Genomic DNA, 15,143 nt, shown 5'->3' with positions numbered 1-15,143 from the left:
GAACCGATGACTGAACCACTCCGCCTTTCCAAACGCATGTCCGAACTTGGCCTGTGCTCGCGCCGCGAGGCCGACGAATGGATCGCCCGCGGCTGGGTGCGGGTGGACGGCCAGGTGGTGTCGGAACTGGGCAGCAAGGTGCTGCCGTCGCAGCGCATCACGGTGGAGCGCCAGGCCCAGGCCCAGCAGGCCCGGCGCGTGACCGTTCTGCTGCACAAGCCGGTCGGCTACGTCAGCGGCCAGGCCGAGGACGGCTACAAGCCGGCCGTGGTGCTGGTCAAGCCGGAGAACCGCTGGAGCGCCGACCCTTCGCCCGAGCAGTTCCACCCGGCGCAGCTGAAAAGCCTGGTCCCGGCCGGGCGCCTGGACATCGACTCGGTAGGCCTGCTGGTGCTGACCCAGGACGGCCGCATCGCGAAAAAGCTGATCGGCGAGGACACCTCGATCGAGAAGGAATACCTGGTGCGGGTCCAGTACACCAAGCCGGGCCGCCTGCCCGATGCCGACCTGAAAAAGCTCAACCATGGCCTGTGGATGGACGGCAAACCGCTGCTGCCGGCCAAGGTGCGCTGGCAGAACGATGACCAGCTCAGCTTTACCCTGCGCGAAGGCAAGAAGCGTCAGATCCGCCGCATGTGCGAGATGGTCGGGCTGAAGGTCGTGGGCCTGAAGCGCGTGCGCATCGGCCGCGTCAAGCTGGGCGAGTTGCCGCCCGGCCAGTGGCGCTACCTGGCGCCGGATGAGCAGTTCTGAACGCCCGCGTGAACTGTCAAGTCTTGTAAAGGCGCACGCCACAGACCGTCGTATTTTGGGGGATTCTGGCTGCGGCCGGGGCGGGATGCACGTGAGAATGTGTTATATTGTTGCAACAAATGTAGCAATACTCCGCCCGGGCCGATAGCGCGGCACCGGGGCGACTTCCCATGACCCTATTCCCGCACAAGTTCCTGCCACGCTCCCTCAGCGGCCGGGTATTTGCCATGTTCGGGCTGTGCATGCTGGTGTTCCTGCTGTTCGGCCTCGGGATGTTCTACCGCTACCAGTTCAGCCAGCGCCTTGCCGACACCGACCAGGCGGCCAACACCATCGCCGACATCACCGCGCAAGCCATCGCCCATGAGAGCCTGGAAGGCGACGCCACCCGCGTCGAGCAGGTGATGCACCTGGCGCTGGCAGGCTCGCCGCTCAAGAGCGCCGCGTTTCGCGGGCCGCACGGCATGACCGTCCTCGCCGCGCCGCCGGCCAAAGGGCCGGGCGCGCCCGCGTGGCTGGTGCACGCCATCGACCGCAGGATGCCCGACGTGGTGCGCAAGGTCGAGGCTGGCGGGCAGAGCATCGGCGTGCTGGGCCTGGCCATCGACGCAGCGGCGATCGCCGCGCAGCTGTGGGACGTGGCGGTGCAGACCGCCGCGCTGGTGGCCGCGTTTGCGCTGGCCTGCTACCTCCTGATGCGCTCGACGCTGCGCCGCTGGCTCGCCAACCTGCAGCGCCTGCAGCACTTCGAGAACGAAGTATCGGCTGGCGAAGTGACGGCCGAGGCGCCGCTGCTGGACGATGCGCCGGTCGAGATCCAGGACGCGATCCACGCCATCAACCGCACCACCGCCAGCCTGCGCAACCAGTATGGCGAGCGCATCGCGCACCTGATGCACACGCTGCTCGAGCACAAGCGCGCGATGGACCAGGTGGCCAGCATGTGCGAGGTGGACAAGCTGGGCCGCATCGTGGACGCCAACGAGCAGTTCGTGCGCTGCTGCGGGATCGCGCGCGAGGCGCTGGCCGGGATGGAACTGGCCACCATCGGGCGCCCGGCCAATGCCAGCGGCCTGCCATGGGTGCCCTCGCCCCTGGTCTGGACCGGCGAGGTGACGGTATCCGGCGCGCAGGGCGAAACCCAGTGGTTCCGCACCGTGGTGCCGATTCTGGGCGCGGACAAGGCGGTCGAAAAGTACATCTGCATCGACATCGACATCACCGCGCGCAAGGACTTTGAACAAGCGATCCTGGACAACGCGCGGCGCCAGACCCTGATCGCGGCGCTGGGGCAGAAGGCGTTGCACGCCTCGATGCTGGACGAACTGTTCGCGCAGGCCGCGGCCACCGCCGCCCAGGGCCTGAACACGCGCTTTGCGGTGCTGCTGGAAGCGGACACCGAACGCAATGTGGCGATCGCACGCGCGGTCGCGGGCTGGCCGTCGCAGATGAACGGCACCGTGTACGACTGCCAGGCCGCCGTCCGCACGCAGGGACAGCCCGGCCTGCTGCCATGGTCGGCGCCGCTGCGCGCCTCCAGCGTGGTCGGCTGCGGGCTGGACGTGGCGATCTTCCGCGGCACGCGCCTGTTCGGCGCAATCGGCGTGTACGACATCGGCGAGCGCACCTTTACGCCGGTGGAAACCGATTTCCTGAAGAGCATCGCGACGCTGGTGGCGACCGCGCTCGAGCGCCACGAGGCCAAGAGCCGCCTGACCTTCCTCGACCAGTACGACCAGTTGACCAGCCTGCCCAACCGGCGGCGCCTGACGCGCTTCCTGGACGACTCGATCGCGCGCGCCAAGAGCCGCGCCGACAGCTGCGCGGTGCTGCTGATCGACCTGGACCGCTTCAAGGACGTCAACGACACGCTGGGCCACACCGCCGGCGACGAACTGCTGGTGCAGGCCGCGCGCCGCCTGCTCGACTGCGTGCGCGCGGGCGACGTGGTCGGCCGCCTGGGCGGCGACGAGTTCGCCGTGGTGCTGCCGGCCGCGGCCCAGCGCCGCGAGAGCCGCGCCGTGGCCGCCGCCATCGTCGAGTCCCTGGGCCGGCCCTACCGCGTGCAGGGCCAGCAGGTGTACGCGACCGCCAGCGTGGGCATTGCCACCTGGCCGGGCGACGGCGAGGCGGCCGAGGCCCTGATCCGCAACGCCGACAACGCGATGTACAGCGCCAAGAAGGCGGGCCGCAACACCCATTCGTTCTACATGCCGGTGATGAACGAGGACGCGACCCGGCGCCTGCGCACCGAAGCCGAGCTGCGCGAAGCGCTGCGGCGCGAAGAGTTCGTGCTGCACTACCAGCCCAAGGTGAGCCTGGCCACCGGCAAGCTGGCCGGCTTCGAGGCGCTGCTGCGCTGGCAGCACCCGGTGCGCGGCCTGGTGCCGCCGCTCGAATTCATCGGCATCCTCGAGGACACCGGCATCATCATCCCAGTGGGCGAATGGATCATCGGCCAGGTGTGCCGCCAGCTGCTGCTGTGGGAACGCGAGGGCGCGGCCCCGGTGCCGGTGGCGATCAACCTGTCGGCGCGCCAGTTCCAGCAAGCCGACCTGGCGCAGGTGATCGAGCGCATCGTCGGCGCTTCCGGCGCCAACCCGCAGCTGCTCGAATTCGAACTCACCGAATCCTTGCTGATGGCCGATCCGGAAAGCGCGGCGGCCACGCTGGCCGCGATCAAGCGCCTCGGCATGCACTTGTCGATCGACGACTTCGGCACCGGCTATTCCAGCCTGGCCTACCTGAAGCGCTTCCCGCTCGACACGCTCAAGATCGACCGTGCCTTCGTGCGCGACCTGCCCGAGGACGGCGACGACGCCGCCATCACCCAAGCCGTCATCAGCCTTGCCCACCACCTGAGCCTGAAGGTGGTGGCCGAAGGCGTGGAGACCCTGGAGCAGGCGCGTACCCTGCACGGCTACGCCTGCGACCAGATCCAGGGCTACTATGCCAGCCGCCCGCTGCCGGCAGCCGAGTGCACCGCCCTGCTGGCGCGCGGGCAGCTGATCGATCGCGCGCTGCTGGCCGCACCGCCCATGCGCCTGGTGGCCAGCGACGAAGCCGGGCACGGCGCGGCCGACGGCAGCGCCGCTGCCGCGTGAGCTGCGGCGCCTACCCGCTTCGGTTAAGATGGCAGGATTCCCAATCCAGCAAGACCCAATGAACGCACCGAACAACCCTGAACTGCAGGCCGCCCGCGCGCTGCAGCTGGCCCAGCGCGTGGACGCGATCGAGCCCTTCCGCGTGATGGAAATGGTCAAGGCCGCGGCCGACCTGAAACACGCGGGCGCCGACATCATCAGCATGAGCGTGGGCGAACCGGATTTCACCGCGCCCGAGCCGGTGGCGCAGGCCGCGATCGAAGCGATCCGCGCCGGCCACACCCAATACACGGTCTCGCTTGGCCTGCCCGCCCTGCGCGAGGCGATCGCCGGGCACTACGCCAGCGCCTACGGCGTGTCGATCGACCCGCGCCGCATCGTGGTGACGGCCGGCGCCTCGGCCGCGCTGCTGCTGGCCTGCGCCGCGCTGGTCAACGAGGGCGACGAGGTGCTGATGCCCGACCCCTGCTATCCCTGCAACCGCCACTTCGTGTCGGCCTTCGGCGGCAAGCCGGTGCTGCTGCCGTGCGGCGCCGACGCGCGCTACCAGCTCAGCGCGGCTCAGGTGGCCGAGCACTGGAATGCGCGCACCCGCGGGGTGGTGGTCGCCTCGCCATCCAACCCGACCGGCACCTCGATGACCCCGGCGCAGCTGCAAGAGATCATCCAGGCCGTGCGCGCGCGCGGCGGCTTTTCGGTGGTGGACGAGCTGTATTCGGGCCTGTGCTTCGACGGCGCGCCCGTCAGCGCCCTGTCCTATGGCGACGACGTCATCACCGTCAACAGCTTCTCCAAGTACTTCCACATGACCGGCTGGCGCCTGGGCTGGCTGGTGGTGCCGGAGGCCCTGGTGCCGGTGCTGGAAAAACTGGCGCAGAACCTGTTCATCTGCCCGTCCGCCATCGCCCAATACGCGGCGCTGGCGTGTTTTTCGCAAGAAGCGCTCGCCATCTGCGAAGCGCGCCGGCTGGAGCTCAAGCGCCGCCGCGACTATTTCGTGCCGGCGCTGCGCGAACTGGGCTTCGGCGTGCCGGTCATGCCCGACGGCGGCTTTTACGTGTACGCCGAAATCGACAAGCTGGCGCACAAGGACGCCGGCGACAGCACCGCGTTCGCATGGTCGGTGCTGAACGACACCCACGTTGCGATCGTGCCGGGCGACGACTTCGGCTTTGCCGCGCCGCGCAAGCACGTACGCTTTTCGTACGCCACCAAATACGAACGCATCCAGGAAGCCGTGGACCGGCTGGCCCGGGTGCTGAGTCGCTGATTTCCCACATCCACAACAACAAAGGTAACGCATGACCCGCTTGCTCCCGCTTCGCCTGTCCGCCACCGCCTGCGCGCTGGCGCTGTCCCTGCCCGCTTTCGCCGCGCCGGCGTCCAGCCAGCCCGTGGTGGCCGAGGCGCCGCTGCGCGCCCACCTGGCCTTCCTGGCGGACGACCTGCTCGAAGGCCGCGGCACCGGGCAGCGCGGCGGCGAACTCGCGGTGCGCTACCTCGAGACGCAGGCGGCGGCGGTCGGCCTGAAACCGGCCAACGGCGACAGCTATCGCCAGAAGGTTGCCATGGTCGGCGAAAAGACGCTGCCGGGCAGCGCGGTGAGCTTCTCGGTCGGCGGCAAGACGCTCGCGCCGGCCCTGGGCACCGAGGTCGTGTTCGGCAACGCCAACGGCCAGAACGAGACCAGTTTCGAGGCGCCGGTGGTGTTCGTCGGCTACGGGATCCACGCGGACGAAGAACACTGGAACGACTTCGCCGGCGCGGACGTCAAGGGCAAGCTGCTCGTTGCAATGGTCAACGACCCGCAGCCGACCGCCGCCGAGCCCAACCGCTTCGGCGGCAAGTCGCTGACCTGGTACGGCCGCTGGATGTACAAGTTCGAAGAGGCGGTGCGCCAGGGCGCGGCCGGCATCCTGCTGATCCACACCGACGCTTCCGCCTCGTACCCGTGGAGCGTGCCGGCCAACGGCTTCTCGCACGAGCAGTTCCACCTGGCCGGCCCGGGCAATGCGCTGCAGGGCTGGATCCACGAAGATGCGGCGCGCGCCCTGTTCGCCGCCGCCGGCAAGGACCTGGACACACTGCGCGCGCAGGCCGAGGTGCGTGGCTTCAAACCGGTCGAACTGGGCGCAAGCGCGCGCGTGCACGTGAGAAGCGCGGTGCGCAACGTGGACGAGTACAACGTGGCCGGCATCGTGCCGGGTACCGACCCCAAACTCAAGGACCAGGCGGTGGTCTATTCGGCGCACTGGGACCACCTGGGCATCGACACCGGCAACGGCAAGCCGGATCACATCTGGAACGGCGCGATCGACAACGCCTCGGGCGCGGCCGCGCTGCTGGCGATGGCGCAGGCCGCAGCTGCCCATCCGGCGCGCCGCACCCAGATCTTCCTGTGGCCCTGCGCCGAGGAGCAGGGCCTGATCGGCGCGCACGGCTACGTCCAGCATCCCTTGTGGCCGCTGGCGAAAACCGCCGCCGACCTGAACCTGGACAGCATGAACTTCGTCGGCAAGACCCGCGACATCGGGGTGCCCGGCAGCGAACGCAGTTCGCTCCACGCCTCCGCCGCGCAAGTGGCCAAGGCGATGGGGCTGAAGCTGGCGCCGCCGGTGCCGGACCTGGGCGGCGCCTACTTCCGCGCCGACCACTTCGCGTTCGCCAAGGCTGGCGTGCCCGCGTTTAACGTCGGTTCGGCCGTGTTCTCGGGCGACGGCAGCTTCGAGTTCGCGCACGACCAGGGCCATTCGCACGAAGAGATGGTCGGCTTCACCAAGCGCTACCACCAGATCACCGACGAATACAACCCGAAGTGGGACCTGTCGGGCATGGTGCAGCAGGCGCAGTTCACGCTCAACCTGGGCTACGCCGTTGCCAACGCGCCGGCGATGCCGACCTGGAACGCGAACGACCCGCTGGCGCGTGTGAAGCGCTGACCGACACGCGGCGGCTTGCTTCTTTTGCCCGGCCGGGCAACAATTGTCCGAACAATCACTCGCCGCGGTGCGGCACGGAAGGGGACAATGGAAAAGAAGCTGCTCGCCGCGCTGTTCGCGGCTGGCGTGCTGTCGGCGGCCACGCTGCCGGTGCATGCCGCAACCGACGCCGACGCACGGTTCAAGTCGATCTACACCGCCGAATGGAAGTGGCGCCAGTCCCAGCGCCTGGCCCGCTCGGAAGACTCCACCGGCGTGCAGCCCACCCTGCCCCACGTGGACGCGCGCTCGCAACAGGAGCGGCTCGCCTACTGGACCGGGGTGCTCAAGCAGCTCGATGCGATCCGTCCGGCCGACCTGTCGGAGGGTGAGCGCGTCAACTATGCGGTGTACCGCGCCCAGATAGCGGCGCTGGCCGAGGCGCTGCGGTTTCGCGAGTACGAGCAGCCGGTCAACGCCGACAGCAGCTTCTGGACCAACCTGGCCTACATGACGCGCAACCCGCTCAAGAGCGCCCAGGAGTACCGCAACTACATCAGCCAGCTCCACGAATTCCCGCGCTATTTCGGCGAAGAAGCCGCGAACATGCGCGCCGGCCTGGCGCGCGGTTTCACCCCGCCCAAGGTGACGCTGGCGGGACGCGACGCGCCGCTGGCGACAGTTGCCGAAGCGAAGACGCCGCAGGACACCATCTTCTACGCCCCGTTCAAAGCAATGCCGGCCTCGATCCCGGCGGCCGAGCAGGAGCAGTTGCGCCTTGACGCCGCCGCCGCGATCCGCGACGACGTGCAACCGGCCTATCGCCGCATGCTCGCCTTCATGCGCGAGGAGTACATGCCCCATGCGCGCACCGCCCTCGCGGCCGAGAGCCTGCCGGACGGGAAGGCCTACTACCAATCCAAGATCGTGGAATACACGACCACCTCGCTGACCGCGGACCAGATCCACCAGATCGGCCTGTCCGAGATGGCCAAAATCCGCGCCGAGATGGAGCAAACGATCCGCGCCACCGGATTCAAGGGCGACTTTGCGGCCTTCCTGTCGTTCCTGCGCACCGACCCGCAGTTCTACGCCAAGACCCCGGAGGAGCTGTTGATGCGCGCCGCCTGGGTCGCCAAGAAATTCGACGGCAAGGCCGAGCAGTACTTCGGCTACCTGCCGCGCAAGCGCTTTGCGATCGTGCCGGTGCCGCCGGACCAGGCGCCCTACTACACTGCCGGCCGCGGCGGCCCCGGCGTTTATCTCGTCAACACCTACAACCTGCCGGCGCGTGCGCTGTATTCCCTGCCCGCGCTGACGCTGCACGAATCGGCGCCGGGCCACGCGTTCCAGATGCCGGTGGCGCTGGAGCAGAAAGGCCTGCCGCCGTTCCGGCGCGCCTACATCTCGGCCTTTGGCGAAGGTTGGGCGCTGTACACCGAACGCCTGGGCGTGGAGATGGGCATCTACGAGAACGCCTACGAGACCTTCGGCATGCTGAGCTACCAGGCCTGGCGCGCCGCGCGCCTGGTGGTGGACACCGGCATCCACGCCAAGGGGTGGACGCGCGAACAGGCGCAAGCCTACATGCACGAGAACACCGCACTGGCCGACCACGAGATCGAGACCGAAGTGGACCGCTACATATCGTGGCCGGGCCAGGCCCTGTCGTACTACCTGGGCGAGATGGCGATCCAGAAGGCGCGCGCGAAGGCCGAACAGGCGCTGGGACCGAAGTTCGACATCCGCAACTTCCACGACACGGTGCTGCAGCTGGGCTCCGTGCCGCTGCCGGTGCTGGAAGCGCGCATCGACACCTTCATCGCGCAAGGCGGCAAGAGCCCCTATACGCAGCAGAGGTAGTCCATGCTCAGGATCCTCGGCCAGCCCGGCTCGATCAACGTGCGCAAGGTGCAGTTCACTGGCGAGGAGCTCGGCCCGCGGTACCAGGGAACGCCGGCGTGTCCGTGGCACGGTAGCCGGCGCCCCAAGTGCCTGATCCGCGGCCAGCAAACGTGCGCGCCCTCTGATACACTTTTTGCCAGCCCGCGTTACAGGCCGAACTGCAGCAGATCTCAACACGATTTCGCCAGGTGAGGACAGACCGGCGATTTCTGGAGATTCGCGTACGTGACAGTTTCAAAAAACACCTGGCTCGGCATCGGCTGCGGCGCCGTGGCCGGCGCATTCTGGGGCCTGGTTTTCCTTGCGCCCGCACTGGCAAAAGGCTTTACCCCGTTGCAGCTGTCGGCCGGCCGCTACCTCGCCTACGGCCTGCTGTCGGTGGCGCTCATCGCTCCCGCATGGCCGCGCCTGGCGCGCGTGTTGACCCGCACCGAATGGCGCGCCCTTGCCTGGCTCAGCTTCTGGGGCAACATCCTGTACTTCGTGCTGCTGGCGCGCGCCGTGCAGACCGGCGGCATTGCGATGACCTCGCTGATCGTCGGCTTTTTGCCGGTGACGGTGACCATCGTCGCCAGCCGCGAGCACGGCGCGGTGCCGTTTGCGCGCCTGCTGCCCTCGCTGATGCTGTCCTCCGCCGGCATGGTGTGCATCGGCTGGCACTCGCTGCAAGCGTCAAGCGAAGGCTCGCTCGAAGGCCTGCTGTGCGCGCTGGGCGCGCTGGCTTCGTGGACCGTGTACGCGGTACAGAACAGCCGCTGGCTCGGGCGGCTGGACCATGTGACGTCGCATGAATGGAGCCTGCTGACCGGCGTGGTCACCGGCGCCGAATCGCTGCTGCTCGCCGTCCCTGCCTTCGCATTGGCGCCGCGCGCGCACGGCGCCAACGAATGGCTGTATTTCGGCGCCATCGTGACCGGCGTGGCGATCTGCGCCTCGGTGCTCGGCAACGCCTTCTGGAACCGCGCCAGCCGCCTGCTGCCGCTGACGATGACCGGGCAGATGATTTTGTTCGAGACGCTGTTTGCGCTCTTGTACGGCTTTATCTGGGAAGGGCGCGCGCCCGCGCCGGCGGAGCTGGCGGCGGTGGCGCTGCTGGTGGCGGGGGTGCTGTCGTGCACCGCGGCCCACCGCACCCCGGCGGCGGCTCCCGCCTGAGGTCAGCCGGGAGCCGCCGCGCGCCCGCGCGATCCCAGCAGGCCGAGCAAGGCCTCGGTGTTCACCGGCTTGACGCAATACTCGTCAAAACCCGCGGCCAGCGCGCGGCTGCGGTCCTCGGCCTGGCAGTAGCCGGACAGCGCAACCGCGTAGAGCGGCTTGCCGCCGCGCGCGCGGCGCAGGCACGCGATCAGTTCCAGCCCGTCCAGGCCTGGCAGTCCGATGTCGCACAGCAGCGCGTCGAACTCGCCGCCGGTGGCTGCGGCCAGCCCGGCCTTGCCGTCGTAAGCCACTTGCACCTCATGCCCTTCCAGCGCCAACAGGTGGCTCAGCGTCTCGCAGGCGTCACGGTTGTCCTCCACCAGCAGCAGGCGCAGCGGCGCAGCGCGCCCACGCCGCACGGTGCGCGCCTCGCGCGGCGGCGCGAGCGTGCCTTCGGGCAGCGGCAGCGTCACCGTGAACAGGCTGCCCTCCCCTTCCCCCGCGCTGTAGGCGTCGATCCGGCCGCCGTGCATGCCGACCAGGTTGCGCACCACGTTCAGGCCCACGCCCAGGCCGCCCTCCGTGCGCGCCAGCGCGCGCGGCCCTTGCGTGAACAGGTCGAACACGTGCGGCATGAACCCGGGCGCGATGCCCGTGCCGTTGTCCTGCACCGTGACCACCGCCTGCTCGGCATCGGCCACGGCAGTTAGCCGGATCGTGCCGCCCTCGGGAGTGTATTTGGAGGCGTTGGACAGCAGGTTGGTGAAGACCTGGGTCAGCCTGACCCTGTCCCCGTGCAGCACCAGCGGCTCGCGCGGCAGCGTCAGCGCGAGCTCCTGCGCGCGCTCGCGCACGCGCGGGGCCACCGTTTCCACGGCCTGCTCGATCACCTGATCCAGCCGCACGCTCTGCAGCGACAGCGTGATCTTGCCGCTGCTGATGCGCGCCGCATCCAGCAGGTCGTCCAGCAGGTGAGCCATGTGCGCGACCTGGCGGCCGATTACCTGTGCCAGCTCCAGCGCCCTGGCATCGTCGCCGGCAGTGCGCGGCAGCAGCGCGGCCGCGGTGCCGATCGGCGCGAGCGGATTGCGCAACTCGTGCGCGAGCATGGCCAGGAACTCGGTCTGGCGCCGGTTGGCTTCCTCGGCATCGTCGCGCCCGCTCTGGGCGGTGACGGTGGCCAGCACCAGGTTCTGGTTCGCCTCGCGCAGCTGGGCGGCCGTCAGTTCCAGTTCCGCCTTTTCGCGCGCCACCACGCGCAAGACTGCCAGCTCCTGCTGGAGCGATTCGACCTGCGCGCGCAGCGCGGCATGCGATTGCGGTGGCTCCCCTCTGGAGCCGGCAGGGACGCGCTGTTGCGAGCCGGAGTCTTCGTCGTTCACGTGTCCCATGCCTTCTCTCAATGGCCGTCGCCGGTCCTGGTTGGCGAGCCTGACAGCAGCCCGGTGTAGCCAGGGCGCACGCCGATCTCGATGCCCTGGTCGGTGATGCGGTATTCGCGCAGCTCGTTGCTGTGCGCGCTGCCGCGCACCTTGACCACCGAGACGAGCTTGCACAAGCGCCCCTCGACTTCCGCGTAGCGCATGGCGATCACCGCATCGGTGAGGAACGAGATGTCATCAAACGAAAAACGCATGTCGGTAAAGCGGTCTTCCATGCCGACAGTGACGATTGCGGTCACGCCGCCCTTGGCCAGCGAGGCCAGCACGCGGAACACGGCGCGCCGGAAGTCGCCGCGCACCTCCGGCGCCAGGTACAGCCCGAACTCGGACAGCGAATCGATCACCACGCGCGTGGCGCCGGTCTCGGCGATGGCGCAGACCAGGTCGTCGAGCAGCTCCTCCACGGTCAGGTCGAGCGAGCGGCTTTCGATCACGCGCACCTGCCCCGCCTGGACCATTTCCGCCAGCTGTGCATTGCGCAGGCGGGCGGTGCCCTTTTCGAACAGCATGGCCACGCCTTTCTCGCCCTGCTGCACGCCCTCCTGCAGGAAGCGGGTGCCAAGGATGGTCTTGCCGGTTCCGGTCGGGCCGACCACCAGCGCGGTGTGCCCCTGTGGCAGGCCGCCGCACAGCAGCTGGTCGAGGTCCGGCACACCGGTCGAGATGCGGCGTGGCTCGCGCTCGATGCAAGCGCCGGGTACGCGGTCGTCGGCCAGCGGCGGCAGCAGGCGCGGATAGATGCGCAAACCGTCGTCGGTAATGCGCAGCGGATGCCAGCCCGCCATGTGGGCCTGGCCGCGCATCTTCACCACGCGGATCTTGCGCACCACCGAGTTCTGTTCCTGCCACTGGGACAGCGCGATCATGCCGTCGGCCACCGTCATGATCGGGTTGGCCTCGGCATCGGACTGGGTGTATTCCCCGATCAGGAAGGTGGTGGCCTGCCAGCTCGTCATGCGCGTACCCAGCTCCTGGACGAAAGCCTGCAGGTCGGCCACGCCTTCCAGCCCGCCCTTGGCAGTCTGCACCACCGAGCGGAACGAGTCGACGAACACCAGCGACGGCGAAAAGTCCTCCACCTCCTTCATGATCCGTTCCAGCACGCCGGAGAAGTCACCTGCGCGCAGGTCCTCGGCCAGGTTGATGTAGCGGATCGAGCTGCCGACCTTGTCCAGGTCGAAGAAACCGAACTGCTGCTGGTAGCGCAGCATCTTGAGCGGCGGCTCGCCGAGCACGGTGAAGAACAGCGCGCGGCAGTCGGGACCGGCCAGCGAGAACATGATCTGGTGCGCCAGCGTGGTCTTGCCGCAGCCGGGCGAGCCCGCGATCAGGTTGAAAGAGAACTCGATCAGTCCCCCGCCGAGCAGCAGATCGAGACCGGGCACGCCTGTGTTCAAGGTTCGCAGCATTACTTTGTCGGTCATTTACTTCTGCTCCTGTGCATTCTGCTCACCCGTGCTTAGCGCAGCCGAGTGTAAAAGGCGGATCGTCAACGCTTCGCCAATGAGGTCGGCGAGCAGCCGGGTGAAAGTGTCGAGTAGGGCCGTGTTGGCGGCGCGCGCCTGCTCGGCGCCGACGCTGGCCAGGCGCTCGCCCAGCGCCCCAAGCAGCGACTCGATCGTCTTGAAAGAGGGACCGGCGACCCAGTCGAAGCGCGCCGATACGAGCCGTGCCGCCCTGCCGAACAGGGCGCAGAAGCCGCTCTCCCCGATGAGCGGGCTGAGGTGGCGCGCAAGGCGCGACCATGGTTGCAGCAGCGAGAGCGTGCCATCGCGGGTGCTCGCGCCGCAGCTCGCCGTCATTGCAACGAGCAGTTGCTGCCGCTTGTCGTCGTGTTTGTCCATGTGGGGAAAGAATAGATGGTACGGCCGGGCAGCCATAGGCCACACAGTCGGGCGATTATAGCCCGATTGTTATGCTTGAACGACAAAAAAGAAACAATTTACATTACAGGACTTACCACAGCCTCAGCTTGAGCTGCACCGAAATGCCTCCGTAGAGCCGGTCTTTGTAGCTGGGAACAAAGCCGACGTTCACGCCAACCCGCTGGTACTCGACGGTTGCGGTGGGCACCGCGGCCGGAAACCAGCCGCCATCGCGCATGTGCGGATAGCCATTGAAGAGCGCCAGTGCCGCGCCCAGGCGCACCGGGCCCACCGCCAGGGGCTGCCAGATCACGCCCGCATAGCTCGACCAGGCGCGATCGCTGTTGTAGAAGCGGCCCGCCGCCGCCGAGGCCGTGCCGCTGAAGCGATACTCGGCGCCCAGCCCGCGGTTGGCGCCGTTCAGGTCCTTGTCGCGGTTGAAGTGCCCGGTGAGAAAACCGCTGTCGAGCCAGACCTCGCTCTTCGGTTCGGCCTCGATTGCGGTGAACGGCTCGCCCGCATGCGCCAGCGGGGCCAGGATGCACAACAAGGCGGCCGCGCCGCGCTCAAGCAATCGGTTCAATCGTCGTCTCCTGGCGCCTGGTCGGGGAACAGCACGTCGGTAAAGCCGAAGCGGGAAAAGTCCTTGATCCGCATCGGGTACAGGATGCCCAGCAGGTGGTCCACCTCATGCTGCACGACGCGCGCGTGAAAGCCCTCGGCGTCGCGGCTGATCCAGTTGCCGTGCTGGTCGAAGCCCTCGTAATGCAGCCGCGTGTAGCGCGGCACGCTGCCGCGCAGGCCGGGCACCGACAGGCAGCCCTCGAAGCCCTCTTCCATCTCGTCCGACAGCGGCCGCAGCACCGGGTTGATCAGCACCGTCTCGGGCACCTCGGGCGCATCGGGATAGCGCTGGTTGTGCTTGAACCCGAAGATCACGAGCTGCAGATTGATGCCGATCTGCGGCGCGGCCAGCCCGGCCCCATTGGCCGCGTGCATGGTCTCGAACATGTCAGCGACCAGCGCGTGCAGCTCGGGCGTGCCGAACCTGGCGACCTTGTCGGACACGCGCGTCAGGCGCGGGTCGCCCATCTTCAGGATCTCGCGGACAGTCATGGCCGGCCCTGCTCCTTTTGCAGCTGGTCGAGGAAGGCCCGGAATCCCTCGGCAGTTTCCGCGTGCTTGAGACCGATGGCGGCGGTCGCCTTCAAGTATCCGAGCTTGGAGCCGCAATCATACCGCTGTCCGCAATAGCGGTAGGCCAGCACGCGCTCCTGCGCCATCAGCGCGGCGATGCCATCGGTAAGCTGGATTTCGCCGCCGGCGCCACGGCCCAGGTGCTCCAGGTGATTGAAGATCGCGCCCGACAGCACGTAGCGGCCCACCACCGCCAGCGTAGACGGCGCCAGCTCCGGCTGCGGCTTTTCGACGATGCCCGACACCACTTCGAGGTCGGGACGATAGGCCGAGGCGCTGACGATGCCGTACTGGCGCGTGTGCTCGCGCGGCACGTCCTGCACGGCCAGCAGGCTGCAGCGCTCGTACTCGTACAGCTCGGTCATCTGCGCCAGCACCGGCTTGTTGCCGGCGTCGGTATCCATGAAGTCGTCCGCCAGCAGCACCGCAAACGGTTCGTTGCCCACGACCGGGCGCGCGCACAGCACCGCGTGGCCCAGGCCCAGCGGCTCGGACTGGCGGATATAGATGCAGGTGATGTTCTTGGGGATCACGCCGCGCACCACGTCGAGCAGCGCCTGCTTGCCGTGCGCCTCCAGCTCGGACTCGAGCTCGTAGGCCTTGTCGAAATGGTCTTCGATGGCGCGCTTGTTGCGGCCGGTGATGAAGATCATCTCGGTGATGCCGGCCGCGACCGCCTCCTCGACCGCATACTGGATCAGCGGCTTGTCCACGATCGGCAGCATTTCCTTCGGCTGGGCCTTGGTGGCGGGCAGAAAGCGGCTGCCCAGGCCGGCGACCGGAAATACGGCCTTCCTGATTGTCGTCATTGGTGTTGTCCTT

General features: G+C 68.1%; 12 protein-coding genes. 6 read left to right on the top strand and 6 right to left on the bottom strand.

Annotation, left to right across the window (positions count from 1 at the left end; translation table 11 throughout):
- The first annotated feature begins 6 nt into the window (after positions 1-6).
- The 6 genes from NX773_RS06800 to NX773_RS06775 all read left to right on the top strand — a co-directional run bounded on the left by NX773_RS06800 (position 7) and on the right by NX773_RS06775 (position 9,835).
- The gene (locus NX773_RS06800; RefSeq protein WP_258855553.1) at positions 7-753 is read left to right on the top strand and encodes a pseudouridine synthase; all 747 of its coding nucleotides are present in this window, start codon (positions 7-9) and stop codon (positions 751-753) included.
- A 170-nt stretch (positions 754-923) separates the two neighbouring features.
- Entirely contained in the window at positions 924-3,857 is a 2,934-nt protein-coding gene (locus NX773_RS06795) for an EAL domain-containing protein (protein WP_258855552.1), read from the top strand.
- A gap of 58 nt (positions 3,858-3,915) precedes the next feature.
- Positions 3,916-5,127 carry a pyridoxal phosphate-dependent aminotransferase gene (locus NX773_RS06790; RefSeq protein WP_258855551.1) on the top strand — a complete coding sequence of 404 codons (1,212 nt, stop codon included), beginning with the start codon at positions 3,916-3,918 and terminating at the stop codon, positions 5,125-5,127.
- Positions 5,128-5,158: 31 nt separating this feature from the next.
- On the top strand, positions 5,159-6,796 hold the full coding sequence (locus NX773_RS06785) for a M28 family peptidase (RefSeq protein WP_258855550.1): 1,638 nt from the start codon (positions 5,159-5,161) through the stop codon (positions 6,794-6,796).
- Positions 6,797-6,883: 87 nt separating this feature from the next.
- Entirely contained in the window at positions 6,884-8,638 is a 1,755-nt protein-coding gene (locus NX773_RS06780; RefSeq protein WP_258855549.1) for a DUF885 domain-containing protein, read from the top strand.
- A 267-nt stretch (positions 8,639-8,905) separates the two neighbouring features.
- Positions 8,906-9,835 (top strand): DMT family transporter, encoded by a 930-nt coding sequence (locus NX773_RS06775; protein ID WP_258855548.1) that lies wholly within the window; start codon positions 8,906-8,908, stop codon positions 9,833-9,835.
- 2 nt (positions 9,836-9,837) lie between these two features.
- Here the strand turns inward: NX773_RS06775 and NX773_RS06770 are convergent, their stop codons facing one another.
- The 6 genes from NX773_RS06770 to galU form a co-directional block, all read right to left on the bottom strand.
- Positions 9,838-11,208 (bottom strand): hybrid sensor histidine kinase/response regulator, encoded by a 1,371-nt coding sequence (locus NX773_RS06770; RefSeq protein WP_258855547.1) that lies wholly within the window; start codon positions 11,206-11,208, stop codon positions 9,838-9,840.
- An 8-nt stretch (positions 11,209-11,216) separates the two neighbouring features.
- Complete coding sequence (locus NX773_RS06765; RefSeq protein WP_258855546.1) at positions 11,217-12,683, bottom strand: ATPase domain-containing protein; 1,467 nt, start codon at positions 12,681-12,683, stop codon at positions 11,217-11,219.
- Complete coding sequence (locus tag NX773_RS06760) at positions 12,684-13,103, bottom strand: polysaccharide deacetylase family protein (protein ID WP_258855545.1); 420 nt, start codon at positions 13,101-13,103, stop codon at positions 12,684-12,686.
- Positions 13,104-13,215: 112 nt separating this feature from the next.
- On the bottom strand, positions 13,216-13,707 hold the full coding sequence (locus tag NX773_RS06755; RefSeq protein ID WP_258855544.1) for a hypothetical protein: 492 nt from the start codon (positions 13,705-13,707) through the stop codon (positions 13,216-13,218).
- Positions 13,704-14,240 (bottom strand): peptide deformylase, encoded by a 537-nt coding sequence (gene def / locus NX773_RS06750; RefSeq protein ID WP_258855543.1) that lies wholly within the window; start codon positions 14,238-14,240, stop codon positions 13,704-13,706. Before def ends, NX773_RS06755 begins: the two co-directional genes overlap by 4 nt.
- On the bottom strand, positions 14,237-15,130 hold the full coding sequence (galU, locus tag NX773_RS06745; RefSeq protein ID WP_258855542.1) for a UTP--glucose-1-phosphate uridylyltransferase GalU: 894 nt from the start codon (positions 15,128-15,130) through the stop codon (positions 14,237-14,239). The genes def and galU overlap by 4 nt, the downstream gene beginning before the upstream one ends.
- Between the last annotated feature and the right edge of the window lie 13 nt (positions 15,131-15,143).

The organism is Massilia solisilvae, assembly GCF_024753215.1.
In the GTDB taxonomy this organism is placed as follows: domain Bacteria; phylum Pseudomonadota; class Gammaproteobacteria; order Burkholderiales; family Burkholderiaceae_D; genus Telluria; species Telluria solisilvae.
The sequence above is the reverse complement of the archived record's forward strand: the minus strand, read 5'-3'. Positions and strand labels throughout refer to the sequence as shown.

Excerpts from the sequence above, each read along its gene's own strand:
- NX773_RS06800 (WP_258855553.1), top strand. The coding sequence starts at position 7 with ATGACTGAACCACTCCGCCTTTCCAAACGCATGTCCGAACTTGGCCTG.
- NX773_RS06795 (WP_258855552.1), top strand. The coding sequence starts at position 924 with ATGACCCTATTCCCGCACAAGTTCCTGCCACGCTCCCTCAGCGGCCGG.
- NX773_RS06790 (WP_258855551.1), top strand. The coding sequence starts at position 3,916 with ATGAACGCACCGAACAACCCTGAACTGCAGGCCGCCCGCGCGCTGCAG.
- NX773_RS06785 (WP_258855550.1), top strand. The coding sequence starts at position 5,159 with ATGACCCGCTTGCTCCCGCTTCGCCTGTCCGCCACCGCCTGCGCGCTG.
- NX773_RS06780 (WP_258855549.1), top strand. The coding sequence starts at position 6,884 with ATGGAAAAGAAGCTGCTCGCCGCGCTGTTCGCGGCTGGCGTGCTGTCG.
- NX773_RS06770 (WP_258855547.1), bottom strand. The coding sequence starts at position 11,208 with ATGGGACACGTGAACGACGAAGACTCCGGCTCGCAACAGCGCGTCCCT.
- NX773_RS06765 (WP_258855546.1), bottom strand. The coding sequence starts at position 12,683 with ATGACCGACAAAGTAATGCTGCGAACCTTGAACACAGGCGTGCCCGGT.
- NX773_RS06760 (WP_258855545.1), bottom strand. The coding sequence starts at position 13,103 with ATGGACAAACACGACGACAAGCGGCAGCAACTGCTCGTTGCAATGACG.
- def (WP_258855543.1), bottom strand. The coding sequence starts at position 14,240 with ATGACTGTCCGCGAGATCCTGAAGATGGGCGACCCGCGCCTGACGCGC.
- galU (WP_258855542.1), bottom strand. The coding sequence starts at position 15,130 with ATGACGACAATCAGGAAGGCCGTATTTCCGGTCGCCGGCCTGGGCAGC.